Source organism: Pseudomonas sp. GW822-FHT02D10 (genome assembly GCF_058802345.1).
On the sequence record NZ_JBXAOB010000020.1, the window covers coordinates 1 to 24,551 of the forward strand.

26 protein-coding genes are annotated in these 24,551 nt (G+C 59.9%); 23 read left to right on the plus strand and 3 right to left on the minus strand.

Annotated elements, in window-relative coordinates; genetic code table 11:
• Positions 1-409: 409 nt before the first annotated feature.
• Positions 410-706, minus strand: a complete 297-nt coding sequence (locus AC1RPZ_RS24180) for a DUF3077 domain-containing protein (protein ID WP_493140009.1) — start codon at positions 704-706, stop codon at positions 410-412.
• A gap of 342 nt (positions 707-1,048) precedes the next feature.
• Here AC1RPZ_RS24180 and flhA point away from each other — a divergent pair, with 342 nt between their 5' ends.
• The 14 genes from flhA (at position 1,049) to AC1RPZ_RS24250 (ending at position 15,356) form a co-directional block, all read left to right on the plus strand.
• Positions 1,049-3,178 carry a flagellar biosynthesis protein FlhA gene (gene flhA, locus AC1RPZ_RS24185; RefSeq protein WP_493140011.1) on the plus strand — a complete coding sequence of 710 codons (2,130 nt, stop codon included), beginning with the start codon at positions 1,049-1,051 and terminating at the stop codon, positions 3,176-3,178.
• Between the two features lie 11 nt (positions 3,179-3,189).
• The gene (flhF, locus tag AC1RPZ_RS24190) at positions 3,190-4,521 is read left to right on the plus strand and encodes a flagellar biosynthesis GTPase FlhF (RefSeq protein ID WP_493140013.1); all 1,332 of its coding nucleotides are present in this window, start codon (positions 3,190-3,192) and stop codon (positions 4,519-4,521) included.
• Positions 4,522-4,635: 114 nt separating this feature from the next.
• Positions 4,636-5,466 (plus strand): flagellar synthesis regulator FleN, encoded by an 831-nt coding sequence (fleN, locus tag AC1RPZ_RS24195; protein ID WP_019692370.1) that lies wholly within the window; start codon positions 4,636-4,638, stop codon positions 5,464-5,466.
• Positions 5,463-6,203: an RNA polymerase sigma factor FliA gene (gene fliA / locus AC1RPZ_RS24200; RefSeq protein ID WP_007894214.1), complete on the plus strand. Its 741-nt coding sequence runs from the start codon at positions 5,463-5,465 to the stop codon at positions 6,201-6,203. The genes fleN and fliA overlap by 4 nt, the downstream gene beginning before the upstream one ends.
• Positions 6,204-6,367: 164 nt before the next feature.
• A complete protein-coding gene (locus AC1RPZ_RS24205; protein WP_008006721.1) occupies positions 6,368-6,739 on the plus strand; it encodes a chemotaxis response regulator CheY in 372 nt (123 codons plus the stop codon).
• A 31-nt stretch (positions 6,740-6,770) separates the two neighbouring features.
• Positions 6,771-7,559, plus strand: coding sequence for a protein phosphatase CheZ (locus AC1RPZ_RS24210; protein ID WP_493140015.1), 789 nt, complete (start codon positions 6,771-6,773; stop codon positions 7,557-7,559).
• Positions 7,560-7,573: 14 nt separating this feature from the next.
• The gene (locus AC1RPZ_RS24215) at positions 7,574-9,814 is read left to right on the plus strand and encodes a chemotaxis protein CheA (protein ID WP_493140017.1); all 2,241 of its coding nucleotides are present in this window, start codon (positions 7,574-7,576) and stop codon (positions 9,812-9,814) included.
• 49 nt (positions 9,815-9,863) lie between these two features.
• Positions 9,864-10,991: a protein-glutamate methylesterase/protein-glutamine glutaminase gene (locus AC1RPZ_RS24220; protein ID WP_493140019.1), complete on the plus strand. Its 1,128-nt coding sequence runs from the start codon at positions 9,864-9,866 to the stop codon at positions 10,989-10,991.
• On the plus strand, positions 10,991-11,731 hold the full coding sequence (locus AC1RPZ_RS24225) for a flagellar motor protein (protein WP_493140021.1): 741 nt from the start codon (positions 10,991-10,993) through the stop codon (positions 11,729-11,731). Before AC1RPZ_RS24220 ends, AC1RPZ_RS24225 begins: the two co-directional genes overlap by 1 nt.
• A 16-nt stretch (positions 11,732-11,747) precedes the next feature.
• Entirely contained in the window at positions 11,748-12,635 is an 888-nt protein-coding gene (gene motD / locus AC1RPZ_RS24230; protein ID WP_493140022.1) for a flagellar motor protein MotD, read from the plus strand.
• A 50-nt stretch (positions 12,636-12,685) separates the two neighbouring features.
• Positions 12,686-13,474: a ParA family protein gene (locus AC1RPZ_RS24235; RefSeq protein WP_054596306.1), complete on the plus strand. Its 789-nt coding sequence runs from the start codon at positions 12,686-12,688 to the stop codon at positions 13,472-13,474.
• Positions 13,475-13,507: 33 nt separating this feature from the next.
• Positions 13,508-14,401, plus strand: a complete 894-nt coding sequence (locus AC1RPZ_RS24240) for a CheW domain-containing protein (RefSeq protein WP_493140024.1) — start codon at positions 13,508-13,510, stop codon at positions 14,399-14,401.
• Positions 14,402-14,477: 76 nt separating this feature from the next.
• Positions 14,478-14,963 (plus strand): chemotaxis protein CheW, encoded by a 486-nt coding sequence (locus tag AC1RPZ_RS24245; RefSeq protein ID WP_019692361.1) that lies wholly within the window; start codon positions 14,478-14,480, stop codon positions 14,961-14,963.
• The gene (locus AC1RPZ_RS24250; RefSeq protein WP_493140025.1) at positions 14,964-15,356 is read left to right on the plus strand and encodes a DUF2802 domain-containing protein; all 393 of its coding nucleotides are present in this window, start codon (positions 14,964-14,966) and stop codon (positions 15,354-15,356) included.
• 119 nt (positions 15,357-15,475) lie between these two features.
• On the opposite strand, the gene AC1RPZ_RS24255 is transcribed toward AC1RPZ_RS24250, so the two are convergent.
• Complete coding sequence (locus AC1RPZ_RS24255; protein WP_493140027.1) at positions 15,476-15,805, minus strand: EscU/YscU/HrcU family type III secretion system export apparatus switch protein; 330 nt, start codon at positions 15,803-15,805, stop codon at positions 15,476-15,478.
• Positions 15,802-17,373 (minus strand): flagellar hook-length control protein FliK, encoded by a 1,572-nt coding sequence (gene fliK, locus AC1RPZ_RS24260; protein WP_493140028.1) that lies wholly within the window; start codon positions 17,371-17,373, stop codon positions 15,802-15,804. The genes AC1RPZ_RS24255 and fliK overlap by 4 nt, the downstream gene beginning before the upstream one ends.
• A 249-nt stretch (positions 17,374-17,622) precedes the next feature.
• Here fliK and ccmA point away from each other — a divergent pair, with 249 nt between their 5' ends.
• The 9 genes from ccmA (at position 17,623) to ccmI (ending at position 24,541) form a co-directional block, all read left to right on the plus strand.
• Positions 17,623-18,204, plus strand: a complete 582-nt coding sequence (gene ccmA, locus AC1RPZ_RS24265; protein WP_493140030.1) for a cytochrome c biogenesis heme-transporting ATPase CcmA — start codon at positions 17,623-17,625, stop codon at positions 18,202-18,204.
• A complete protein-coding gene (ccmB, locus tag AC1RPZ_RS24270; protein WP_262116711.1) occupies positions 18,201-18,869 on the plus strand; it encodes a heme exporter protein CcmB in 669 nt (222 codons plus the stop codon). The genes ccmA and ccmB overlap by 4 nt, the downstream gene beginning before the upstream one ends.
• Before the next feature lie 94 nt (positions 18,870-18,963).
• Entirely contained in the window at positions 18,964-19,716 is a 753-nt protein-coding gene (locus AC1RPZ_RS24275) for a heme ABC transporter permease (protein ID WP_493140032.1), read from the plus strand.
• On the plus strand, positions 19,716-19,892 hold the full coding sequence (gene ccmD, locus AC1RPZ_RS24280) for a heme exporter protein CcmD (RefSeq protein WP_019692354.1): 177 nt from the start codon (positions 19,716-19,718) through the stop codon (positions 19,890-19,892). Before AC1RPZ_RS24275 ends, ccmD begins: the two co-directional genes overlap by 1 nt.
• Positions 19,889-20,344 carry a cytochrome c maturation protein CcmE gene (ccmE, locus tag AC1RPZ_RS24285; protein ID WP_493140034.1) on the plus strand — a complete coding sequence of 152 codons (456 nt, stop codon included), beginning with the start codon at positions 19,889-19,891 and terminating at the stop codon, positions 20,342-20,344. The genes ccmD and ccmE overlap by 4 nt, the downstream gene beginning before the upstream one ends.
• Positions 20,345-20,347: 3 nt before the next feature.
• The gene (locus tag AC1RPZ_RS24290) at positions 20,348-22,336 is read left to right on the plus strand and encodes a heme lyase CcmF/NrfE family subunit (protein WP_493140036.1); all 1,989 of its coding nucleotides are present in this window, start codon (positions 20,348-20,350) and stop codon (positions 22,334-22,336) included.
• Positions 22,333-22,869, plus strand: a complete 537-nt coding sequence (locus tag AC1RPZ_RS24295) for a DsbE family thiol:disulfide interchange protein (protein WP_493140038.1) — start codon at positions 22,333-22,335, stop codon at positions 22,867-22,869. Before AC1RPZ_RS24290 ends, AC1RPZ_RS24295 begins: the two co-directional genes overlap by 4 nt.
• A complete protein-coding gene (locus tag AC1RPZ_RS24300; protein ID WP_493140039.1) occupies positions 22,866-23,336 on the plus strand; it encodes a cytochrome c-type biogenesis protein in 471 nt (156 codons plus the stop codon). Before AC1RPZ_RS24295 ends, AC1RPZ_RS24300 begins: the two co-directional genes overlap by 4 nt.
• Positions 23,333-24,541, plus strand: coding sequence for a c-type cytochrome biogenesis protein CcmI (gene ccmI / locus AC1RPZ_RS24305; RefSeq protein WP_493140041.1), 1,209 nt, complete (start codon positions 23,333-23,335; stop codon positions 24,539-24,541). Before AC1RPZ_RS24300 ends, ccmI begins: the two co-directional genes overlap by 4 nt.
• Positions 24,542-24,551 lie beyond the last annotated feature (10 nt).

Consider the following 24,551-nt stretch of genomic DNA (forward strand, 5'->3'; position numbering starts at 1 on the left):
ACCTCTGCCCACATCGCTTTAGTCACCTTGACTGGAGTTTTGGGGGATTTTAAACGAAGACCTTGAAAGGGCTGGCCCTTACGGCGAGTCCCTTTTTCAAACGCCAAAAAGGAACCAAAAGGCTTCGCCCCAAGCGTACGGCCCCTCGCCTAGGCTCGGCGTACCCTCGCTCCGGCATTCATCAGGGGGCATCGCCTCCGGTCGGCTTCGCTTCGACCTCCTCTCGATGTGTTCGACTGCGTCGAACGGCGCTGCGCGCCTACCCCCTGATGAACGCCTCCACTCAGCCTCCTGAAGGGGCGGGTGGATCAAGATCAAGAGCTGCAGGCGAGCTAACGCTCGGCCTGTTGAGTGGGGTGGTGGTGATCGTTCCCGCACAGGAGCGAGGGAGCGATCCGCAGTGGGTGAGTTAACGCTTGGCCTGTTGATGGTTGTTCGATACGGCTATGACTTTCACTACGTCATCGATGACGGCTTTGCTCATCTCCTGCAAGTAGTGGGAGGCCCAGGCATAGCGGTCGGTTTTGCGCTCCATCGCTGCATCTTTGGCCAGCATCTTGGAGAGGTGGAGCAGGTCGGAGACGTGGGACAAGGCAGTGAGCAGAGGGACGCCACTGTTGACGCGGAACAGGGCTTGATCGTTGTGGATGGAGAAGGGGGTGAGGCCGGCGGTTTTTAAATCGTGGAGGTGCGAAGATTTGTTCACGGCGAGGTTCTCGTTTACTGGTTAGAGCGGCCTCGTTTACTCATCGGGTTTCCAGGCCCGGTCGCTGATTTGGCAGCGACCACCGAAGACTAGTGATGCGATTTCCGAGGGGCAACCTTGAAAACCTGTCGGACGTTTCCCGCTGTTTTGCAGGTTTGTGGTTGCATTCTCAAGATGGGCGTTGAATATTCCGGCCTCTTCGCGGGCAGGCCCGCTCCAGGTTGCGCGCCATCACTGACTTCTCTATTACCCGTCCCCGCAAAAGTTGGAAGGCTTCTTGCAATAGCCGGCCTGCGCCCGCTTCAGGCGTCAAAAGTTTGCTTCAAGGAACGGGGAATACCGGTGGATCGCTCTCAGTTAATCAACAGTGCCCGCAGCAACCTGGCAGACCTCAGTCGAGGCAATCTGGGTGTGCCGCTGTTGCTGTTGGTCATGCTGGCAATGATGATGTTGCCGGTTCCGCCGTTCCTGCTCGACGTGTTCTTCACCTTCAACATTGCGCTGTCGATTGTCGTGCTGCTGGTCTGTGTCTACGCCTTGCGGCCGCTGGATTTCGCGGTCTTTCCGACCATTCTGCTGATCGCCACGTTGTTGCGACTGGCGTTGAACGTGGCCTCGACCCGGGTGGTGATGCTCCACGGTCAGGACGGCCATGCCGCCGCCGGCAAGGTGATTCAGGCTTTCGGTGAGGTGGTGATCGGCGGTAACTACGTGGTTGGTATCGTGGTGTTCGCGATTTTGATGATCATCAACTTCGTCGTGGTAACCAAGGGTGCCGGGCGGATTTCCGAGGTCAGCGCGCGCTTCACCCTTGATGCGATGCCAGGCAAGCAGATGGCTATCGACGCCGACTTGAACGCCGGCCTGATCGACCAGCCGGCAGCCAAGCTGCGTCGTATGGAAGTGGCCCAGGAGGCTGAGTTCTACGGTTCGATGGACGGTGCCAGCAAGTTCGTGCGCGGTGACGCCATCGCCGGCCTGCTGATTCTGTTCATCAACTTGATTGGTGGTATGGCGGTCGGGATCTTCCAGCACGGCATGACCTTCGGCGATGCCGGCAAGGTCTACGCGTTGCTGACCATCGGTGACGGTTTGGTGGCGCAATTGCCATCACTGCTGCTGTCCACCGCTGCGGCGATCATGGTGACCCGTGCTTCCGGTTCGGAAGACATGGGCAAGCAGATCAATCGGCAGATGTTCGCGTCCCCCAAGGCGTTGGCGGTGGCGGCCGGTTTGATGGCAGTCATGGGCCTGGTGCCAGGCATGCCGCACTTCTCCTTTCTCAGCATGGCTGCCGTGGCAGCGGGTGCCGCGTATCTGTTCTGGAAGAAGCAGAACATCGTCAAGGTTCAGGCTCTGGAAGAGGTCAAGCGCCAGCAGGAGCTGCTGCCGTCGCCGGCACGGGCCATGGAAACCAAAGAGCTGGGCTGGGACGACGTGACCCCGATCGACATGATCGGCCTGGAAGTCGGTTACCGGCTGATTCCGCTGGTGGATCGCAACCAGGGTGGTCAGTTGCTGGCGCGGATCAAGGGCGTGCGCAAGAAGCTTTCCCAGGATCTGGGCTTCCTGATGCCGACCGTGCACATCCGTGACAACCTCGACCTGGCACCGAGCGCCTACCGCCTGACCCTGATGGGGGTGATCCTCGCCGAAGCGGAGATTTATCCGGATCGCGAGCTGGCGATCAACCCGGGGCAGGTCTACGGCACGCTCAATGGCATCACCGCCAAAGATCCGGCCTTTGGGCTGGAGGCGGTCTGGATCGAAATCAGTCAGCGTCCGCAGGCGCAGTCTCTGGGGTACACCGTGGTCGACGCCAGCACGGTGGTGGCGACTCACCTCAATCAGATTCTGTACAAGCACTCCAGCGAGTTGATCGGCCACGAAGAAGTTCAGCAGCTCATGCAGTTGCTGGCCAAGAGCTCGCCAAAACTGGCCGAGGAGCTGGTGCCGGGCGTTGTTTCGCTGTCGCAACTGCTCAAAGTACTGCAAGCCTTGTTAGCCGAACAGGTTCCGGTTCGCGATATTCGCAGCATCGCCGAAGCCATCGCGAACAATGCCTCCAAGAGTCAAGATACTGCCGCTCTGGTGGCCGCCGTGCGGGTTGGTGTATCGCGCGCTATCGTCCAAAGCATTGTAGGCACTGAGTCCGAGCTGCCTGTGATCACCTTGGAACCAAGGTTGGAACAAATATTGCTCAATAGTCTTCAGAAGGCAGGACAAGGCTCGGAAGAGGGCGTTTTGCTGGAGCCAAGCATGGCAGAGAAGCTGCAACGCTCGTTGATCGAAGCCGCGCAGCGTCAGGAAATGCAAGGTCATCCGGTGATTCTGCTGGTAGCGGGTCCGGTACGCGCGATGCTCTCGCGGTTCGGACGTCTGGCAGTCCCGGGGTTGCATGTGTTGGCGTATCAGGAAATTCCTGACAACAAGCAAGTGACCATCGTTGCGACAGTAGGGCCCAACGGCTGAGGTAGTGGTTTATGCAAGTTAAGCGTTTTTTCGCCGCCGATATGCGTCAGGCCATGAAACTGGTTCGCGATGAGCTGGGCGCTGATGCCGCCATTATCGGAAATCGCCGGATCGCCGGTGGTGTCGAGCTGACGGCTGCCCTGGATTACAAGCTGTCGGCGCTGGCTCCACGTGTGCCGAATATCGAGCTCGAAGACGAACTGCGCAAGACCCAGTCGCGGATCGTCACGGCTCAGGCCGAATTGAGCCTGCGTGGCGACGGTGAGGGTGACGCGAGCGCCGCCACCAATCGCCAGCTGTTCGCCGGCCTGCCGCTGACCGCAGCTGAACCTTTGATCGAGCCGACCTTCGCTGAGCGGCCGCGTCCTGCTCCAGCGCCTGCACCGTCCGCCGGGGTAGACCCGCGAGCGTTCGACTCGATGCGTTTCGAGCTCAATGGGCTGCGTGAATTGCTGGAAGTGCAATTGGGCTCGCTGGCCTGGAACCAGTTGCAAGGTAGTCGCCCGCAGCAAGCCAACCTCTGGCGTCGCCTGCAACGCATCGGCCTGTCCGGCCCGCTGTCGCGCGATCTGCTGGAGCTGATTACTGAAATTGAAGAGCCTCGTCAGGCCTGGCGCATGCTGTTGGCGCACCTGGCGCGGATGATCGCCACCCCCGAGATCGAACCGCTGGAAGAGGGTGGCGTGATTGCCATGGTCGGCCCTGCCGGCATGGGCAAAACCACGACGCTGGCCAAGCTGGCCGCGCGTTATGTGCTCAAGTACGGCGCGCAGAACATCGCGCTGGTGAGCATGGACAGCTACCGCATTGGTGCTCAGGAACAACTGAAGACCCTGGGGCGTATCCTCAATGTCCCGGTGACTCACGTCGACCCGGGCCAATCCCTGGCGCAAGCCCTTGATCCGCTGCTGCGCAAGCGTGTGGTGTTGATCGACACCGCCGGTCTGCAGGCCAGTGATCCGGCGTTGCGCATGCAACTGGAAAGCCTGGCCGGTCGCGGGATCAAGTCGAAGAATTATCTGGTGCTGGCCACTACCAGCCAGAAACAGGTGCTGACCGCCGCTTATCACAGCTACAAGCGTTGCGGGCTGGCAGGCTGCATCCTGACTAAACTGGATGAAACGGCGAGCCTGGGCGAAGTGTTGAGCCTGGCAATCAGTCACGAATTACCTGTCGCTTATCTGACCGACGGGCCACGGATTCCGGATGATCTACATTTACCGCGCCGGCATCAGTTGGTCAGTCGCGCCGTTAGCGTGCAGATGCAGGAAGAACCCAGCGAAGAAGCCATGGCTGATATGTTCGCTGACCTCTACCACAGCCCGACCAAGCGCGTCGGCTGAGGTAATAATGAATAGATTTGTATCTACATCGATGGCCTGCCATGCATTGTTCCGAAGTGAACGCGCAGCCAGTCATGTAGCCCGCGTCTAAGCAAGACAAGGTAAAGAACGAACATGGGCAGCATGCATCCCGTACAGGTGATCGCGGTGACCGGCGGCAAGGGTGGCGTCGGGAAGACTAATGTGTCAGTAAACTTGTCCCTGGCTCTTGCTGAGCTCGGCCGGCGCGTCATGCTGCTGGACGCCGATCTGGGGCTGGCGAACGTCGACGTCCTGCTGGGGCTCACGCCCAAGCGTACGCTGGCCGACGTCATCGAAGGGCGCTGTGAGCTGCGCGATGTATTACTTCAGGGGCCGGGCGGAATTCGTATTGTTCCAGCAGCGTCCGGTACCCAGAGCATGGTTCACCTCAGCCCAGCCCAGCATGCTGGCCTGATTCAGGCGTTCAGCGACATTGGCGATAATCTCGACGTATTGGTGATCGACACGGCGGCGGGTATTGGTGAATCGGTCGTCAGTTTTGTTCGCGCCGCCCAGGAAGTGTTGCTGGTGGTGTGCGACGAGCCGACGTCGATCACTGACGCCTATGCGCTGATCAAACTGCTCAACCGCGATTACGGCATGAACCGCTTCCGGGTGCTGGCCAACATGGCGCAAAGCCCTCAGGAAGGGCGAAACCTGTTCGCCAAGTTGACCAAGGTCACGGATCGCTTCCTCGACGTCGCCTTACAATACGTCGGTGCGGTGCCTTACGACGAATGCGTGCGCAAGGCCGTGCAGAAGCAACGCGCCGTGTATGAAGCCTTTCCTCGTTCCAAATGTGCGCTGGCGTTCAAGGCCATCGCGCAGAAGGTCGATACCTGGCCACTGCCTGCCAACCCGCGTGGGCATCTGGAGTTTTTCGTCGAGCGTCTGGTGCAGCAAACTGCGGGTCCGGTTCTATGACAGCCAGCGGTTACAACCTGTACAAGAAGTCGGCGCGTGACGCGCAGTACGAACTGATCGAGCGTTACGCGCCACTGGTAAAACGTATTGCCTATCACCTGTTGGCGCGCTTGCCGGCCAGTGTTCAAGTCGAAGACCTGATCCAGGCCGGCATGATCGGTTTGCTCGAAGTGTCGACCAAATACGACGCGAGCAAAGGCGCGAGTTTTGAGACGTATGCGGGGATCCGCATCCGTGGTGCGATGCTCGATGAAGTCCGCAAGGGTGACTGGGCGCCACGCTCGGTCCACCGCAATACCCGGATGGTGAGTGATGCGATTCGCTCAATTGAAGCTAAAACCGGGCGCGACGCTAAAGATCACGAGGTTGCGGCCGAACTCCAATTGAGTCTCGACGATTATTACGGGATTTTGAACGACACCTTGGGCAGTCGCCTGTTCAGCTTCGACGATCTGTTGCAGGACGGCGAGCATGAAGGGCTGCACGAGGATGGCGCGAGTGCTCATCTCGAACCGTCGCGCGACCTGGAAGATGAACGTTTCCAGGCTGCACTGGCGGACGCGATTGCCAATTTGCCGGAGCGTGAGCGACTGGTGTTGGCGCTGTACTACGACGAAGAGCTGAACCTCAAGGAAATCGGTGAGGTCCTGGGGGTCAGTGAATCGCGGGTCAGCCAGTTACACAGCCAGTGCGCGGCCCGTTTGCGGGGGCGTTTGGGGGAGTGGCGAGCGCGCTGACAGCAGTGTGGGGACACTGCGAACGAAACAGGTATGGCGTAGCTGTGCCGGTCTTCATCCGTTGTGCTCCAGACAGTCGTTGAGTGCTCTACCTGATTGATTGAATGGCGTGTTCAGGTGCTGAACGCGTTTAAGACTGCTTGGAGGTCGAATTGGACAAGAACATGAAAATCCTCATCGTTGATGACTTCTCAACGATGCGGCGGATCATAAAAAACCTGTTGCGTGACCTTGGGTTCACCAACACGGTCGAGGCGGACGACGGTATTACCGCCATTCCCGTCCTCAACAGCGGGAGCATCGACTTTCTGGTAACGGACTGGAACATGCCGGGCATGACCGGTATCGATCTGCTGCGCCATGTGCGCGCCGATGAAAAGCTCAAGCATCTTCCGGTGCTGATGGTCACTGCCGAAGCCAAACGCGAGCAGATCATCGAAGCCGCTCAAGCCGGTGTAAACGGCTATGTGGTCAAACCCTTCACGGCCCAGGCGTTGAAAGAAAAAATCGAAAAAATATTCGAACGCATCGGTTGATGTGCGGAGCCACTGCGCCACGGGGGGAGCTATGGAGCAAAGAGAATCTTCACAGGGCGATTTCGAGTCGACCCTGAAAAAACATGCCCAGGAACTGGTCGAAAGCCTTGAAAAGGGCAGGTTCGGCGACGCTGTGCAATTGATCCATGAGCTCAATCAGACCCGTGACCGCGGCCTGTACCAGGAAGTGGGCAAGCTCACTCGCGAACTGCATAGCGCGATCGTCAATTTTCAGATTGACCCGCACATGCCGCAAGCCGAGGAAGTCTCACAGATCACGGATGCCACCGAGCGCCTGTCCTATGTGGTCAAACTGACCGAGGCGGCTGCGAATCGCACCATGGACCTGGTCGAGAACAGCACTCCGCTGGTCAATGGTCTGAGCACTGATGCCCAGGCTTTGAGCGCGGACTGGGGGCGTTTCATGCGCCGCGAAGTCGGTGCCGAAGAGTTCCGCGAACTGGCCCGGCGTGTCGACGGTTTCCTGACGCGTAGCGCGGAGGACACTCGCGTCGTCTCGGGCAACCTCAACGATATTCTGCTGGCTCAGGATTACCAGGATCTAACCGGTCAGGTGATCAAGCGCGTGACCCAATTGGTCACCGAAGTCGAAAGCAACCTGCTCAAGCTCGTGCTCATGGCCAGTCAGGTCGACCGCTTTGCGGGCATCGAACATGACCATGAAGCGATGCTGGCTGAAAAAGATCCGCAAAAACATCTCTCGCAGGGTGAAGGTCCGCAGATTCATGCCGATAAACGAGAAGACGTTGTGTCCGGTCAGGACGATGTAGACGATTTGCTTTCCAGCCTTGGATTCTAGGAGCACCCATACACATGAGCTTCGGCGCCGATGAAGAGATCCTTCAGGATTTCCTGGTTGAGGCCGGCGAGATTCTAGAGCAACTGTCCGAGCAACTGGTCGAGCTGGAAAGCCGACCCGATGATGCGGATCTGCTCAATGCAATTTTTCGCGGTTTTCACACTGTAAAAGGGGGCGCCGGCTTCCTCCAGCTCAACGAGCTGGTGGAGTGCTGTCACATCGCCGAGAACGTGTTCGACATCCTGCGCAAGGGTGAGCGTCGCGTCGACTCGGAACTGATGGACGTGGTTCTCGAAGCGCTGGATGCGGTGAACAGTATGTTCAGCGAAGTCCGTGAGCGTGTTCCTGTCACTGCGGCGACACCGGAACTGCTGGCGGCGCTGGCCCGTTTGGCCGAGCCTCAAACGGCCGATGAGGCGCAACCGGTTGCTGAAGTGGTCGAAACACCTGCCGCTGAAAGCGAATCGGGCGACATCACAGACAATGAATTCGAACTGCTGCTCGACTCGCTGAACGCGGTCAAGGCGCAAGCCGAAGCCGGGGCGCCCGTTGTCCAGGCACCTGGAGCGGCTGCCGGCAGTGATGAAATTACCGATGCCGAGTTCGAGTCATTGCTCGATCAGCTGCACGGCAAAGGCCAGTTCGCTGTCGATGCGGTGGCAGCGCCAACCGCACCGGCTGCCCCGAAAGCGGCAGGCGACAGCTCTGACATTACCGACGACGAATTCGAAGCATTGCTCGATCAGTTGCATGGCAAAGGCAACTTCGCCGTTGATGCTCTGGAATCGGCGATTGCTTCCGTTCCAGCGCCTGCGGCACCTGTGGCCGCAGCCGTTGGCAGCGATCTGATCTCCGATCACGAATTCGAAGCGCTGCTCGATGAGTTGCATGGCAAAGGCAAGTTCACTGAGGTCGGCACAGGTTCTGCTGCTTCGGTGGCGGCGCCAGTCGCCAAGGCCGCGGCACCCAAGCCTGTCGCCAAAGCGCCCGAGCCAAAGGCTGAAGCGCCGAAGCCTGCTGCCGTTGCTGCACCGGCTCCAGCCCGCGCACCGGCTTCACCACCGCCTGAAAAACCGGCCAGTGAAGCCGAGACCACCGTCCGTGTGGATACCGCGCGTCTCGACGAAATCATGAACATGGTCGGCGAGCTGGTGCTGGTCCGTAACCGTCTGGTTCGTCTGGGACTCAACAGCGGCGACGAAGCCATGTCCAAGGCCGTGTCGAACCTCGACGTGGTGACGGCCGACTTGCAGACCGCGGTGATGAAGACCCGGATGCAGCCGATCAAGAAAGTCTTCGGGCGCTTCCCGCGACTGGTTCGCGACCTCGCGCGCCAGTTGAAGAAAGAGATCAACCTGGAGCTGGTCGGCGAAGAAACCGACCTCGACAAGAACCTCGTCGAGGCCCTGGCCGACCCACTGGTCCACTTGGTGCGCAACGCAGTCGACCACGGTATCGAGTCGCCGGAAGAGCGCGAAGCGTCGGGCAAGGCCCGCGGCGGCAAAGTCATCCTGGCGGCCGAGCAGGAAGGCGATCACATCCTGCTGTCGATCTCCGATGACGGTAAAGGCATGGACCCGAATGTCCTGCGCGCCATCGCGGTAAAACGCGGCGTGATGGACAAGGATGCCGCCGATCGTCTGAGCGAAACCGAATGCTACAACCTGATTTTTGCGCCAGGGTTCTCGACCAAGACCGAGATCTCCGACGTGTCCGGGCGTGGCGTGGGCATGGACGTGGTGAAAACCAAGATTTCCCAGCTCAACGGTTCGATCAATATCTACTCAACCAAGGGCCAAGGCTCGAAGATCGTCATCAAGGTCCCGTTGACCCTGGCAATCATGCCGACGCTGATGGTCATGCTCGGCAATCAGGCCTTCGCCTTCCCGCTGGTCAACGTCAACGAGATCTTCCACCTCGACCTGTCGCGCACCAACGTGGTCGACGGTCAGGAAGTGGTGATCGTGCGGGACAAGGCCTTGCCACTGTTCTACCTCAAACGCTGGCTGGTCAGCTCCGCCGCTCACGAAGAGCAGCGTGAAGGCCATGTGGTGATTCTTTCGGTGGGTACTCAGCGGATCGGCTTCGTCGTCGATCAACTGGTGGGCCAGGAGGAAGTGGTCATCAAGCCATTGGGCAAAATGCTCCAGGGAACTCCGGGCATGTCCGGCGCCACCATTACCGGTGACGGCCGCATCGCCTTGATTCTCGATGTTCCGAGCATGCTCAAGCGTTACGCCGCACGGCGTATTTGATTCTGGTGGAGCGGGGCGACTGAGCCTCGCTCCGTCTAACGGAGTGTTTATGGCAGTCAAAGTCCTGGTGGTGGATGATTCCGGTTTTTTCCGCCGCCGCGTCTCGGAAATTCTTTCAGCGGATCCGAGTATCCAGGTCGTCGGTACGGCGACTAACGGTAAAGAGGCGATCGATCAGGCCCTGGCCCTCAAGCCAGACGTGATCACCATGGACTACGAGATGCCGATGATGGATGGCATCACAGCGGTGCGGCACATCATGCAGCGCTGTCCGACCCCGGTGTTGATGTTCTCCTCGCTGACACACGAAGGTGCTCGGGTCACTCTCGATGCGCTGGACGCTGGCGCGGTGGACTTCCTGCCGAAGAATTTCGAAGACATCTCGCGCAACCCCGAGAAGGTCAAGCAACTGCTGTGCGAGAAGGTTCACAGTATCTCGCGCAGTAACCGTCGTTTCAGCGCCTACAGCGCACCGGCTCCAGCGGCCGCACCCACCCCGACACCGACACCTTCGAGTTTCGGCAGCAGTGCAGCTGTGCCTGCGCGTCCGGTACCGGCACCGATTCCTGCGCGTGCGCCAGCGGCCAGCACATCATCGCCGGCACCGAAACGCAAAGCCTACAAACTGGTTGCCATTGGTACTTCAACCGGTGGTCCGGTGGCGTTGCAGCGGGTGCTGACACAGCTGCCGGCAAACTTCCCGGCGCCGATCGTGTTGATCCAGCACATGCCGGCGGCGTTCACCAAAGCCTTTGCCGAGCGTCTGGACAAGCTTTGCCAGATCAGCGTCAAGGAAGCCGAGGACGGTGACATCCTGCGTCCAGGCCTGGCCTTGCTGGCGCCGGGTGGCAAGCAAATGATGATCGACGGTCGTGGCGTGGTGAAAATCCTCCCGGGCGACGAGCGTCTGAACTACAAACCCTGCGTGGACATCACCTTCGGTTCGGCGGCCAAGTCCTACGGCGACAAAGTTCTGGCAGTGGTCCTCACTGGCATGGGCGCCGACGGTCGTGAAGGTGCACGTCTGCTCAAGCAGGGCGGCAGTGCGGTCTGGGCTCAGGATGAAGCCAGTTGCGTGATCTATGGCATGCCGATGGCAATCGTCAAAGCCGATCTGGCAGACGCGATTTACGGCCTTGACGATATCGGCAGGCACCTGGCCGAGGCGTGCATCTGATGGATGTTTTAAGCCTTATCGGGATCATCATGGCGTTCGTCGCCATTATTGGCGGCAACTACCTGGAAGGTGGTCATCTTGGCGCCTTGGCCAATGGCCCGGCAGCGTTGATCGTGCTCGGCGGGACCATCGGCGCTGCGTTGTTGCAGTCGCCGATGAGTGCCTTCAAGCGCGCCATACAGACTCTCGGCTGGATTCTGTTTCCACCGCGTGTCGACCTGGCCGGTGGCGTCGACCGTGTGGTCAACTGGAGCCTCACCGCGCGCAAGGAAGGCTTGCTCGGGCTTGAAGGGGTGGCGGATGCCGAACCCGATAGCTACTCGCGCAAAGGCTTGCAACTGCTGGTCGATGGCGCCGAGCCCGAGTCGATTCGCAGCATTCTGGAAGTGGATTTCTACACCCAGGAAAGCCGTGACATCGAAGCCGCCAAAGTCTTTGAAAGCATGGGCGGCTACGCGCCGACCATCGGTATCATCGGTGCGGTCATGGGCCTGATCCACGTCATGGGCAACCTCGGCGATCCGTCGCAACTGGGCAGCGGTATTGCCGTGGCGTTCGTTGCGACCATCTACGGTGTGGCCAGCGCCAACCTGGTGCTGCTGCCGATTGCCAGCAAGCTCAAATCCATTGCGTTGCGGCAGTCGCGTTATCGTGAAATGTTGCTCGAAGGCATTCTGTCGATCGCCGAAGGTGAAAACCCTCGCTCCATCGAGTTGAAGCTTCAGGGCTTCATGGACTAGGACTAAGGGATTACCCATGGCACGCCGCCGTCAGCATGATGAACACGTCAACCATGAACGCTGGCTGGTGTCCTACGCGGACTTCATCACGTTGCTGTTCGCCTTTTTCGTGGTGATGTACTCCATTTCTTCGATCAACGAAGGCAAGTACAAGGAAATTTCCGAAGCGCTGGTCGGGGTTTTTACCAACTCTGATCGCGCCCTCAAACCGATCCCCATCGGCGACGAGCGTCCGAAGACGGTCACCCCGGCCAAACCGCTGGTCAAGGACAGCGAGCAGATCGACGCCGGCATCGCCCAGGCCAGCAAGGATCCGCTCAAGAGCATTGCCGACGACATCAGTGCGGCGTTTGGCGATTTGATCAGCTCCAATCAGATGACCGTCCGCGGCAATGAATTGTGGGTCGAGATCGAACTCAACTCCAGCCTGCTGTTCGGCAGCGGTGATGCCATGCCCAGCGATATCGCGTTCAACATCATCGACAAGGTCGCGGCGATTCTGAAACCGTTCGACAACCCGATTCACGTTGAAGGCTTCACCGACGATCAACCGATCCGCACTGCGCAGTACCCGACCAACTGGGAGCTGTCCTCGGCCCGATCGGCGAGCATCGTGCGCATGCTGGCCATGCAGGGCGTCAACCCCGGCCGCTTGGCTTCGGTGGGTTACGGCGAGTTTCAGCCGGTGGCCAATAACGCGACCGTCGAAGGACGTGCACGTAACCGGCGAGTGGTGCTGGTGGTGTCGCGCAATCTCGATGTACGCCGCAGCCTGACCGGTACCGGAACCGCCAATGCAAAACCGGACGCCGCGTTGAAGCGTGCTGGCACACAAACTGCACCGACGCACGTTAAGTCGCCGGGACGCGAGAGTGCCGTCAATTCTCCGTCACCCGGCTTATAACGTTGGGCTATTTCTCGGTTGTATCGATTCGACCGGGAGGAACAATCTGAATGAGAGTCTGGGCAGTCGCCAATCAAAAGGGTGGTGTCGGTAAAACCACTTCCTCCATCGCTTTAGCCGGTTTGCTGGCCGAGGCGGGCAAGCGCGTGGTTGTGGTCGATCTCGACCCGCATGGCTCCATGACCAGCTACTTCGGTTATGACCCCGACAGCCTGGAACACAGCAGTTACGACCTGTTCCTGCACAAGGGCAGCGTGCCGCAAGGCCTGCCCGGGCAACTGCTGCTACCGACCAGCGACGAACGTATTTCCCTATTGCCGTCGAGCACCGCTCTGGCCACCCTCGAACGCCAGTCGCCGGGGCAGAGTGGCCTGGGCCTGGTGATCGCCAAGAGCCTGGCGCAGTTGTGGCAGGACTTCGATTACGCGTTGATCGACAGTCCACCGTTGCTCGGTGTGTTGATGGTCAATGCCTTGGCGGCCAGCCAGCAGTTGGTGATCCCGGTGCAGACCGAGCACCTGGCGGTGAAAGGTCTGGAGCGCATGGTCAACACCTTGGCGATGATCAACCGTTCGCGTAAACAAGCGTTGCCGTTCAGCATCGTGCCGACCTTGTTCGATCGTCGCACCCAGGCCTCGCTGGGAACCTTGCGGGTGCTGCGCGACATGTACCCGGAAGAAATCTGGCAAGGCTACATCCCGGTCGATACCCGACTGCGTGATGCCAGTCGTGCCGGCCTGACACCTTCGCAGTTCGACGGCAAGAGCCGTGGAGTACTGGCTTATCGTGCGTTGCTCAAACACTTGCTGGCCCAACAACTTGTTCCGCAGGTGGCTTGAGGTGGGGCTTCTTTCTGCCAGGGTAGCGTGCCAATGAATCGGCCGGTGAAGATCACTTCGCGCCCGCAACTGGCGTTGCAGTCCTATCTGGATGCGTTGTTGCAAGACGCGACTGAGGAGTGGCCGTCAGAGGTCGACGTATTACCCGAGGTCGTCGAAGTCGTCGAGGTTGTCGAAGCCATCGAGGCTCAAGGCGCGCTGGACGAATTTCAGGCCGCGGTGCTTGAAGAACAGGCTCGCGATGCGCAAAAACCGGTGGCTGCGCCTGCCGTTGTCGCGCCGGTTGCCAAGGCGCCCATTGTGGTGCCGGTACTGGAAGCGCCTGCACCGATTCTGGCGCCGGTCTCATCAATTGCGCCGTTACTGCAAGCGCTGGTGCCGCCGGTAGTCGAAGTCCACCTGCCGCCGAGCAACCCGCCACCGCCGGTGGTCAGCGATGACCGGCCGAGTTGGGCCGCCGAACCGTTCGAATGCCTGCTGTTCGACGTTGCCGGTTTGACCCTCGCTGTGCCGTTGGTGTGTCTGGGGTCGATTTACCCGTTGGCCGGTCATGAGCTGACACCGTTGTTCGGTCAGCCGGAATGGTTCCTGGGGATTCTGCCGAGTCAGGCGGGCAACCTGAAGGTGCTGGATACCGCGCGCTGGGTCATGCCCGATCGCTATCGCGATGACTTCCGCCAGGGGCTGCAATACGTAATCTCGGTTCAGGGTTATGAGTGGGGGCTGGCGGTGCATCAGGTCAGCCGCTCGTTGCGCCTGGACCCGAACGAAATCAAATGGCGCAGTCACCGGGGGCAACGGCCATGGCTGGCCGGCACGGTGATTGAGCACATGTGTGCGTTGCTGGATGTCTCGGAGCTGGCAGAGTTGATCGCCAGCGGTGGTGCCAAACACATGGGCAGCAAGCCGGCCCACAAACCTGCATAACAAGTAACTGGCCGCATACACGGTGCGGCCGGACAGAACACACACCGCCAGAGGCGGTTTTTCGAGGGGTCAGGGTATGAATGATAAGGCGTCGTCTGCAAAGGGTTCCGAAGATCCGATCCTGCAATGGGTAACCTTCAAGCTGGACAATGAAACCTACGGCATCAACGTGATGCGCGTTCAGGAAGTCCTGCGTTACACCGAAATCGCTCCGGTTCCGGGTGCGCCAAGCTACGTGCTGGGCATCATCAACCTGCGCGGCAACGTGGTGACCGTGATCGATACCCGTCAGCGCTTTGGCCTGGGCACTGTCGAAGTCAGCGACAATACCCGTATCGTCATTATCGAAGCCGACAAGCAAGTGGTCGGGATCATGGTCGACAGCGTGGCTGAAGTGGTTTACCTGCGTCAGTCCGAGATCGAAACCGCGCCTAACGTCGGTAACGAAGAATCGGCCAAGTTCATCCAGGGCGTGTGCAACAAGAACAATGAATTGCTGATCCTGGTCGAGCTGGACAAGATGATGAGCGAAGAAGAGTGGTCGGAACTGGAGAGTATCTGATTGATTCTCGAGGTTGCTGTCATTGTACTGGGGCTCCTGTGGGTAGGGACCCTGGCGATGTTCCTGGCTTACACCCGCAAGCAGCGCGAGCTGGCGGTGCTGCAAGTCAAGGGCGATGCGCTGCGTGATCAGCGCATCAAGGAGCTGGCCAAGCGCGTCGACGATTATCAGAACGGTAGCGTGCGCATGGGCGAAGACCTGCATGAACTGCGTGCCGTGGTCCGACCCTTGCCAGACAAGCTGGCCCAGCTCGAACAGCGCGACCCGTCGAGCCTGTCATTCGCCCAGGCCGCACGCCTGGTGGGGATGGGCGCCAGCGTCGACGAATTGACCCAGTCCTGCGGCCTGACCCAGGCAGAGGCCGAGTTGATGAGCAAGTTGCACAAGAACTGATTTTTGCGATTGGGCTGAGATCGCTATCGTCGGATCGCCGCCCGGAACAAGCCCGCTCCCACAGGGTTTAGATGATCCATTGTGGGAGCGAGCTTGCTCGCGATGGCGTCCTCGAAACCTCAATAATCATCCCCGCGATCCGTCACATCTCTTTCCGCCATCGCTGCCCCTGAACCGTACCCTTCCGGAAACTTGCCCTTCAGTTTCCACGCAAACGCAATGATCTCGGCAATCGTGCGGTACAGCTCTTCAGGGATGCTGTCCCCCAGTTCCATCCTCGCCAGCAACTTCACCAGCTCGGCGTTCTCATAAATCGGCACTTCATAGTCGCGGGCAATTTTCAGAATGGCTTCGGCCAGTTCGTCATCGCCTTTGGCGGTGAGCGTTGGGGCATGTTGGCCGTCGTACTTGAGGGCGATGGCCTGGCGCGGTGGAGTGTGGTTGTTCATGCGGTTTCGTCGACCCAGCGTTGTTCGAGGCGGGTTTGATTGCCTTGGGGCGGTGTGCCGAGGTGGCAATTCAGATCGCCAACATTCAGACCCGATGCCAGCAGCTGCGCGCGCAGCCCTTCCAGGTTGCTTTCGATCAGGCTGGCGGTGTAAGGCCGTTCGGCCCAGAGCTGGCTGGAAAGTTTGCCCTGAGCAAGCTGTGCCTGGATTTGCAGCGGCCCGAGTGGTTCCATGTCGAACGCCAACTCGACCCGCCAGAGCCGTTGTTTCGGCTCGCGCTCGACGGATTTCTCGTGCTGTTGCTTTTCCGGTGTGTCCTCGCGTTGAAACTTGACCTGCAACGGCACGATGTCTTGCAGGTTACGCATGGGGATTTCCAGCTGCCAGGTGGTTTGCAGCTTGCCATCCTCGGTCATGCCGGTCTGTTCCAGGCTCGACAGTTGATGGCTTTGCAGGCGCGAAACGGCCGCCGCAGCCAGGCGCAGCAAGTGTTCCAGATCACCTTCACCCTCCAGGCTTTGCAGCAACCGCGAGGGCAGGGGGAAGCCGCTTGGCTGCGGTTTGGCGCTGACCTGGCCGAGGGTGCCGAGGGCGCTGCGGACAAAGCTTGGCAGCGCCTGAGCCAGGGTGTTGGCGGCGATGACCGCATTGAAGCTGATATTGGCCGGCAGGCCGGGAGCCAATTGTGCGATCAATCGCAGCAAATTGCCTTTCAGGTCCGGCGTCAGGGCAGGGTTCTGTCCGGCGAGCAGTTTACTTTCCAGAAACAATCCACTGTTGGCCAGCGCCTGAGCCAGGCCTTTGGGCGTACTCAGCTGCTGAGCATCCGGCAGGCCGGCGAGCAGTTTGTCGACGGCAGCACGCAGGTCGTCGGACGTGGTGTCGGAGTCTGGCAGGTTTTGCAGGGCGTCGATCAGTCCGCTCAAAGAACCTTGGCGACTTTGTTGAGCCAGCAACTGCTGGGTCACTGCCAATTGCTCCTGACGACCGGCCAGTGGCACGAAACTCAGGCTTTGCGCACCCTGGACCAAGGCGCTGAGCAGGCTGCCGATGCGCAAAGGCTGCGGGCTGTCGATGCTCAAGGTGCTGCCGCTTAATGCGGTATTAAGCAAACTCACCAGCGAGCGATAGACCGCTGGCTGCCCCGGTGTTTGCGGCATCAGCTGAGTGGTCAGCACTTTACCTTGCAGCAAGGTGCCGACCGGCAATTGTGAGGTGTCGAGGCGGGTGAGCGTGGCGATGTTTGCGGCGATGGCCTGTTGCACGGTGATTGCCAGGCTGCCAGCGGAAGGCTGGCTGACCAACAGGCTGGTGCCCTGAGGTAACGGCTGGTTGCTGGTGACTTGCACCGTGGTTTGGCGGCCGCTGTCGAGAGTGACCTTGAGCAGCAGCTGGAAAGTCTGGTCGTTCTGTTTGAGCGACAGCACTTGCGCACTGGCGCTTTGCCCGGCGGCGATCAAACCTTCCACCGGGGTCTGCAGCTTGAGCAACTCACCACTGACCACGAGCGGGCGTGAGGCGGCCGGCGTAGTAGGGGGCAGTGGAAGGATGTTCATGTCGCCGGTCATCAGGTCACACCCTGTCGAAATTGCCCTCTTGAGAGTAGGACATGACATGTATAATGCCGCCCGTCTCCGAGAGGCGTGTCAAAAACATCGCAAATGTTTGACGCAGCTCTCTAGAACAGGCCGTCAATGCATCTATGCTGCATCACTTTAACGGCCGCTCCATTGCCGACTTGAACCGTAAAGGCCCGTGATCTCTTGACCATCCCTCTACTAGAAGCCGTAGCGCTCGCCTGTGAGCGAGACTGGCGGATGCTCTTCGAAAACCTCGAATTGCGTCTGGGCAGCGGTGACATGTTACAGATCAGCGGCCCCAACGGCAGCGGCAAGACCAGCCTGCTGCGCCTGCTCGCCGGTTTGATGCAGCCCACAAGTGGTCAGGTGCTGCTCAACGGCCAGCCTCTGAACACCCAACGGCCGGAGCTGGCCCACAACCTGTTGTGGATTGGTCACGCCGCCGGCATCAAGGACCTGCTGACCCCCGAAGAGAACCTCCGCTGGCTCTGCGCGTTGCATCGGCCCGCCACCCATGAGGCGATCTGGCAGGCGCTGGCAGCGGTAGGACTGCGTGGTTTCGAAGATGTTCCTTGTCACACCCTGTCCGCCGGTCAGCAACGCCGCGTGGCCCTGGCCCGCTTGTATCTGGACAGCCCGGCGCTGTGGATTCTCGACGAGCCGTTCACCGCGCTGGACAAACAAGGTGTTGCACAACTGGAAGAACACCTGGCCGCGCACTGCGAGCAAGGCGGCATGGTAGTGTTGACCACTCACCACACGTTGACCCGGATGCCGGCCGGTTACCGCGACATCGATTTGGGGCAGTGGGCTGTATGAGTGTTTTCGCACTGTTGGTCGCCCGCGAGGCGCGTTTGCTGTGTCGTCGTCCTGCCGAGCTTGCCAACCCCCTCGTATTCTTCGCCATTGTTGTCGCATTGTTCCCATTGGCGGTCGGACCTGAGACACAATTGTTGCAAACCTTGTCACCGGGACTGGTCTGGGTCGCCGCCCTTTTATCGGTTTTGCTCTCGCTGGACGGGCTCTTCCGTAGTGATTTCGAGGACGGATCCCTTGAACAGTGGGTCCTTTCGTCGCACCCCCTGCCTCTTCTGGTTTTGGCAAAGGTACTGGCACACTGGGCGTTTTCCGGCTTGGCACTGGTGTTGCTTGCCCCGTTATTGGCGTTGATGCTCGGTTTACCTGCCGCCTGTCTGCCGGTTTTGCTCTTGTCGCTGTTGCTCGGTACACCGGTACTAAGTTTGCTCGGTGCGGTGGGCGCGGCGCTGACGGTCGGTTTGAAGCGCGGCGGTTTGCTGCTGGCCTTGTTGATTCTGCCGCTGTACATCCCGGTGTTGATTCTCGGCAGTGGCGCCCTGCAGGCTGCCTTGCAGGGCATGCCGGCAACCGGTTATTTGCTGTGGCTTGGTAGCCTGACCGCCCTGGCGATAACCCTGACACCCTTTGCAATAGCCGCTGGCCTGAAGATCAGTGTCGGCGAATAATAATGAGGTCTGGTTATTTTTTGACCGCTTTTTTTTAAGAAAGGCAGACCTTGACTTTGCGTGACAACGCAAAGCAACCGTGATGGAAACAGTAATGAACTGGACCTGGTTTCATAAGCTCGGCTCGCCCAAATGGTTTTACGGCATCAGCGGCAAACTGCTGCCCTGGCTGAGCGTCGCGGCGTTGCTGCTGATCGGCGTCGGGGTGGTCTGGGGCCTGGCCTTCGCGCCGCCGGACTACCAGCAAGGCAACAGCTTTCGGATCATCTACATTCACGTGCCGGCCGCCATGTTGGCGCAGTCCTGCTACGTAATGCTGGCGGTCTGCGGCATCGTCGGGCTGGTATGGAAGATGAAACTGGCCGACGTCGCCCTGCAATGCGCAGCGCCGATTGGTGCCTGGATGACCGCCGTGGCGCTGATTACCGGGGCGATCTGGGGCAAACCGACCTGGGGCTCGTGGTGGGTCTGGGATGCACGCCTGACGTCGATGCTGATTTTGCTGTTTCTGTACTTCGGTCTTATTGCGCTGGGCAATGCCATCAGCAATCGTGACAGCGCGGCCAAGGCTTGCGCGGTGCTGGCGATTGTCGGCGTGATCAACATCCCGATCATCAAGTACTCGGTGGAGTGGTGGAACACCCTGCACCAGGGCGCGACCTTCAGCCTCACCGAAAAACCGGCAATGCCCGCCGAGATGTGGCTGCCGTTGCTGCTGACGGTGCTGGGGTTCTACTGTTTCTTCGGCGCCGTGCTGTTGCTGCGCATGCGCCTTGAAGTGCTCAAGCGCGAAGCCCGTTCCAGCTGGGTAAAAGCCGAAGTGCAAAACAGCCTGGAGGCCGCGTAATGAGTTTTGCTTCATTCGGCGACTTCCTCGCCATGGGCCATCACGGTCTTTATGTCTGGTCGGCTTATGGCATTTGTCTGGCGGTACTGGCCCTCAACGTGGCTGCGCCGATCCTGGCCCGCAAGCGTTATCTGCAACAAGAGGCGCGTCGTCTGCGCCGGGAGAACAGCAAGTGAATCCGCTGCGTAAAAAACGTCTTGTCATCATTTTCGCGATCCTGGTCGGGGTCGGCGCTGCCGTTGGCCTGGCCTTGAGTGCCCTGCAGCAGAACATCAATCTGTTTTACACCCCGACCCAGATCGCCAATGGCGAAGCCCCGCAAGACACACGCATCCGTGCTGGCGGCATGGTCGAGAAGGGCTCGCTGCAACGTTCCGGCGATTCGCTGGACGTTAAATTCATCGTTACCGACTTCAACAAATCCGTGACCATCACCTACCGTGGCATCCTCCCGGACCTGTTCCGCGAAGGGCAGGGCATCGTTGCTCTGGGCAAAATCAACGCGGATGGCGTAGTGGTGGCTGACGAAGTACTGGCCAAGCACGACGAGAAGTACATGCCGCCAGAAGTGACCAAGGCCCTGAAAGACAGTGGTCAAACCGCCCCCACACCCGCGAAGGAGGGTTGACCCATGACCTCAGGCATCTTCATTCCCGAGTTGGGCCATCTGGCGATGATTCTCGCCCTGTGCTTTGCCATCGTTCAGGCCACCGTGCCGTTGCTCGGTGCCTGGCGCGGTGACCGCATGTGGATGGGCCTGGCCCAGCCCGCGGCCTGGGGGCAGTTTACCTTTCTGGTGTTCGCCTTCGGCTGCCTGACCTACGCCTTCATGACCGATGACTTTTCGGTGGGTTATGTCGCCAACAACTCCAACAGCGCCTTGCCGTGGTACTACAAGTTCAGCGCGGTGTGGGGTGCCCACGAAGGCTCGTTGTTGCTCTGGGCGCTGATTCTCGGCGGCTGGACCTTTGCCGTGTCAATCTTTTCCCGGCAGTTGCCGCAGGTCATGCTGGCCCGCGTGCTGGCGGTGATGGGCATGATCAGCAGCGGTTTCCTGCTGTTCCTGATCCTTACGTCGAACCCGTTCGCACGGATTCTGCCGCAGATTCCCACGGATGGTCATGACCTCAACCCGTTGCTGCAAGACATCGGTCTGATCGTGCACCCGCCGATGCTCTACATGGGTTACGTCGGTTTCTCGGTGGCCTTTGCCTTCGCTATCGCAGCCTTGCTCGGTGGACGTCTGGATGCGGCCTGGGCGCGTTGGTCGCGACCTTGGACCATCGTCGCCTGGGCGTTCCTCGGTATCGGCATCACCCTTGGCTCCTGGTGGGCCTACTACGAACTCGGTTGGGGCGGCTGGTGGTTTTGGGACCCGGTGGAAAACGCCTCGTTCATGCCTTGGCTGGTCGGTACGGCGCTGATTCACTCGTTGGCCGTGACTGAAAAGCGCGGTGTGTTCAAAAGCTGGACCGTGTTGCTGGCCATTGCTGCGTTCTCGCTGAGCCTGCTGGGAACCTTCCTGGTACGTTCCGGTGTGCTGACCTCGGTGCACGCGTTTGCCTCGGACCCCGCGCGCGGCGTGTTCATCCTGATCTTCCTGTTGTTCGTGGTCGGCGGTTCGCTGACGCTGTTCGCCCTGCGCGCCCCGGTGGTCAAGAGCCACGTCGGCTTCAACCTGTGGTCGCGTGAAACCCTGCTGCTGGGCAACAACCTGGTACTGGTGGTCGCGGCTTCGATGATTCTGCTCGGCACCTTGTATCCGCTGGTGCTCGACGCTCTGAGCGGCGCCAAGCTCTCGGTCGGCCCACCGTACTTCAACGCGTTGTTCGCTCCGTTGATGGCGTTGCTGATGGTGGTGATGGCAGTCGGTGTGCTGGTGCGCTGGAAAGACACCCCGGTGAAATGGCTGGTAAGCATGCTGACCCCGGTGTTGCTCGGCAGTGCCGCTTTGGCGGTCGTGGCCGGGATCGCCTATGGCGACTTCAACTGGGCCGTGCTGGCGACCTTCATGCTCGCCGCGTGGGTGTTGCTGGCTGGCGTGCGTGACATTTTCGACAAGACGCGCAACAAAGGCCTGATCAAAGGCCTGCCAACCCTGACCCGCAGCTATTGGGGCATGCAGGTCGCACACCTGGGTATCGCCGTGTGCGCCCTGGGCGTGGTGCTTTCGAGCCAGAACAGTGCCGAGCTCGATCTGCGTCTGGCACCGGGTGAATCCATGGACCTGGCCGGTTATCACTTCATTTTCGAAGGCGCCAAGCACGTCGAAGGACCGAACTTCACCTCCGATAAGGGCACCATTCGGGTGATCCGTAGCGGCAAGGAAGTCGCGGTGCTGCACCCGGAAAAGCGTTTGTATACCGTGCAGAACTCGATGATGACCGAAGCCGGCATCGACGCCGGTTTCACCCGTGACCTGTACGTTGCCCTCGGTGAGCCGCTGGACAATGGCGCCTGGGCAGTGCGCGTGCATGTGAAACCGTTCGTGCGCTGGATCTGGTTCGGCGGCTTGCTGACAGGTTTCGGTGGGCTGCTGGCGGCGCTCGATCGTCGATATCGGGTCAAGGTGAAAAGCCGCGTGCGTGAAGCGCTGGGCATGACGGGAGCCACTGCATGAGACGTTGGTTAATGGTGTTGCCACTGGCGCTGTTTCTGGTGGTGGCGGTGTTTCTTTACCGGGGGCTCTATCTGGACCCGGCCGAGTTACCCTCGGCGATGATCGGCAAGCCGTTCCCCGAGTTTTCCCTGCCGGCCGTGCAAGGCGACAAGGCATTGACCCGTGCTGATCTGCTGGGCAAACCGGCACTGGTCAACGTTTGGGGCACCTGGTGCATCTCCTGTCGGGTCGAACACCCGGTGTTGAACAAGCTGGCCCAGCAGGGTGTGTTGATCTACGGCGTCAACTACAAGGACGTCAATACCGATGCCTTGAAGTGGCTGGTCGAGTTTCACAACCCGTACCTGCTGAATATCCGTGACGAGGCGGGCTCCCTGGGGCTGAATCTCGGCGTTTACGGCGCTCCGGAAACCTTCTTCATCGACGCCAAAGGCATCATTCGCGACAAATACGTCGGGGTGATCGACGAAGTGGTCTGGCGCGAAAAACTGGCGGCCAAGTATCAGGCGCTGGTCGATGAGGGCAAGCCATGAAGCGCTGGATTGCTGCCGCTGTACTCGGCTTGAGTATCGCCGGCGTCGCTCACGCGGCCATCGACACTTACGTGTTCGCCAATGACGCCGAGCGCGAGCGTTTTCACGAACTGACCAAAGAGCTGCGTTGCCCAAAGTGCCAGAATCAGGACATTGCCGATTCCAATGCACCGATCGCTGCCGACCTGCGCAAAGAGATTTTCCGCATGCTCGGCGAGGGCAAGGATAACCAGCAGATCATCGACTTCATGGTCGACCGCTATGGCGATTTCGTGCGCTACAAGCCAGCCCTGACCAGCAAGACCGCGTTGCTGTGGTTTGGCCCGGCGGGATTGTTGCTGGGTGGCGTGCTGGTGATCGCCGTGATCATCCGTCGTCGTCGCGCCGAGCGCACGGCAGGCCCGGACACGCTTTCTTTTGATGAGCGCAAGCGCCTCGACCAACTGTTGGATAAAAACCAAGAATGATTGATTTCTGGCTCGCTGCAGGTCTGCTTCTACTGGTTGCCCTGAGTTTTCTGTTGATCCCGGTTCTGCGTGGCCGTCGCGCCCAGCGTGAAGAGGATCGTACCGCGCTGAACGTGGCGCTTTACCAAGAACGCGTGGCTGAGTTGCAGGCTCAGCAGGCCGAAGGCGTACTCGATTCGACGCAAATGAGCGCTGGTCGTGACGAAGCGGCTCGTGAGCTGCTGGCCGATACAGAAGGTGCCGACACTGGTCGGGTTTCTCGTCTGGGCAAGCCCTTGCCGCTGCTGGCAGCGATCCTGGTGCCGGTGTTGGGCCTGGGGTTGTACTTGCATTTCGGCGCCAGTGACAAAGTCGAGCTGACCCGCGAATTCGCCCAGGCACCGCAATCGATGGAAGAGATGACCCGTCGTCTTGAACGCGCTGTTGCGGCTCAACCGGACTCCGCTGAAGGCCTGTATTTCCTTGGTCGTACTTACATGGCTCAGGACCGACCTGGCGATGCGGCGAAGATCTTCGAGCGCACCGTGGCGCTGGCTGGCCGTCAGCCTGAATTGCTCGGCCAATGGGCCCAGGCGCAGTACTTTGCCGACAACAAAAAGTGGTCGGACAAGGTCCAGGCGCTGACCGACGAAGCGCTTAAAGCCGATCCTAAAGAAGTCACCAGCCTTGGATTGTTGGGCATCGCGGCTTTCGAAGGCGAGCGTTATCAAGAGGCCATCGACTACTGGAGTCGTTTGCTGGCGCAACTGCCGCCGGAAGATAACTCGCGCAGCGCGCTGCAAGGCGGCATTGCACGGGCGACCGAAAAATTGCAAGCGAGCGGCGGTACTGTCGCCAAGGCGCCAGTTGTAGCGGCCAAGCCTTCGGCATTGTTGAAAGTGACGGTCGATCTGGCGGCGAACGTGAAAGCCAAGGTACAGCCGGGTGACAGCGTGTTCATCTTCGCTCGCGCTACCTCGGGTCCTCCGGCTCCGTTGGCGGCCAAACGCCTGACCGTTTCCGACCTGCCGGCGACCGTCGAACTGGGTGATGCCGACGCAATGATGCCGCAATTGAAACTGTCTAACTTTCCTGAAGTCCAACTGGTCGCGCGCGTTTCCCGTGCTGGCCAACCGACTGCCGGCGAGTGGGTCGGTCGCAGCGAGCCTTTGGCCAGCAGCACCACCGCGCCGCAACAATTGACTATCGACAGCCCAGACAAATAATCAGGAAAAC

Excerpts from the sequence above, each read along its gene's own strand:
- AC1RPZ_RS24290 (WP_493140036.1), top strand. The coding sequence starts at position 20,348 with ATGACCTCAGGCATCTTCATTCCCGAGTTGGGCCATCTGGCGATGATT.
- ccmI (WP_493140041.1), top strand. The coding sequence starts at position 23,333 with ATGATTGATTTCTGGCTCGCTGCAGGTCTGCTTCTACTGGTTGCCCTG.
- AC1RPZ_RS24295 (WP_493140038.1), top strand. The coding sequence starts at position 22,333 with ATGAGACGTTGGTTAATGGTGTTGCCACTGGCGCTGTTTCTGGTGGTG.
- AC1RPZ_RS24215 (WP_493140017.1), top strand. The coding sequence starts at position 7,574 with ATGAGCTTCGGCGCCGATGAAGAGATCCTTCAGGATTTCCTGGTTGAG.
- AC1RPZ_RS24240 (WP_493140024.1), top strand. The coding sequence starts at position 13,508 with ATGAATCGGCCGGTGAAGATCACTTCGCGCCCGCAACTGGCGTTGCAG.
- flhF (WP_493140013.1), top strand. The coding sequence starts at position 3,190 with ATGCAAGTTAAGCGTTTTTTCGCCGCCGATATGCGTCAGGCCATGAAA.
- AC1RPZ_RS24210 (WP_493140015.1), top strand. The coding sequence starts at position 6,771 with ATGGAGCAAAGAGAATCTTCACAGGGCGATTTCGAGTCGACCCTGAAA.
- AC1RPZ_RS24255 (WP_493140027.1), bottom strand. The coding sequence starts at position 15,805 with ATGAACAACCACACTCCACCGCGCCAGGCCATCGCCCTCAAGTACGAC.
- fliA (WP_007894214.1), top strand. The coding sequence starts at position 5,463 with ATGACAGCCAGCGGTTACAACCTGTACAAGAAGTCGGCGCGTGACGCG.
- AC1RPZ_RS24245 (WP_019692361.1), top strand. The coding sequence starts at position 14,478 with ATGAATGATAAGGCGTCGTCTGCAAAGGGTTCCGAAGATCCGATCCTG.
- fleN (WP_019692370.1), top strand. The coding sequence starts at position 4,636 with ATGGGCAGCATGCATCCCGTACAGGTGATCGCGGTGACCGGCGGCAAG.
- ccmD (WP_019692354.1), top strand. The coding sequence starts at position 19,716 with ATGAGTTTTGCTTCATTCGGCGACTTCCTCGCCATGGGCCATCACGGT.
- AC1RPZ_RS24235 (WP_054596306.1), top strand. The coding sequence starts at position 12,686 with ATGAGAGTCTGGGCAGTCGCCAATCAAAAGGGTGGTGTCGGTAAAACC.
- ccmB (WP_262116711.1), top strand. The coding sequence starts at position 18,201 with ATGAGTGTTTTCGCACTGTTGGTCGCCCGCGAGGCGCGTTTGCTGTGT.
- ccmA (WP_493140030.1), top strand. The coding sequence starts at position 17,623 with ATGCTCTTCGAAAACCTCGAATTGCGTCTGGGCAGCGGTGACATGTTA.
- AC1RPZ_RS24220 (WP_493140019.1), top strand. The coding sequence starts at position 9,864 with ATGGCAGTCAAAGTCCTGGTGGTGGATGATTCCGGTTTTTTCCGCCGC.
- AC1RPZ_RS24300 (WP_493140039.1), top strand. The coding sequence starts at position 22,866 with ATGAAGCGCTGGATTGCTGCCGCTGTACTCGGCTTGAGTATCGCCGGC.
- AC1RPZ_RS24275 (WP_493140032.1), top strand. The coding sequence starts at position 18,964 with ATGAACTGGACCTGGTTTCATAAGCTCGGCTCGCCCAAATGGTTTTAC.
- AC1RPZ_RS24225 (WP_493140021.1), top strand. The coding sequence starts at position 10,991 with ATGGATGTTTTAAGCCTTATCGGGATCATCATGGCGTTCGTCGCCATT.
- motD (WP_493140022.1), top strand. The coding sequence starts at position 11,748 with ATGGCACGCCGCCGTCAGCATGATGAACACGTCAACCATGAACGCTGG.
- AC1RPZ_RS24205 (WP_008006721.1), top strand. The coding sequence starts at position 6,368 with ATGAAAATCCTCATCGTTGATGACTTCTCAACGATGCGGCGGATCATA.
- fliK (WP_493140028.1), bottom strand. The coding sequence starts at position 17,373 with ATGACCGGCGACATGAACATCCTTCCACTGCCCCCTACTACGCCGGCC.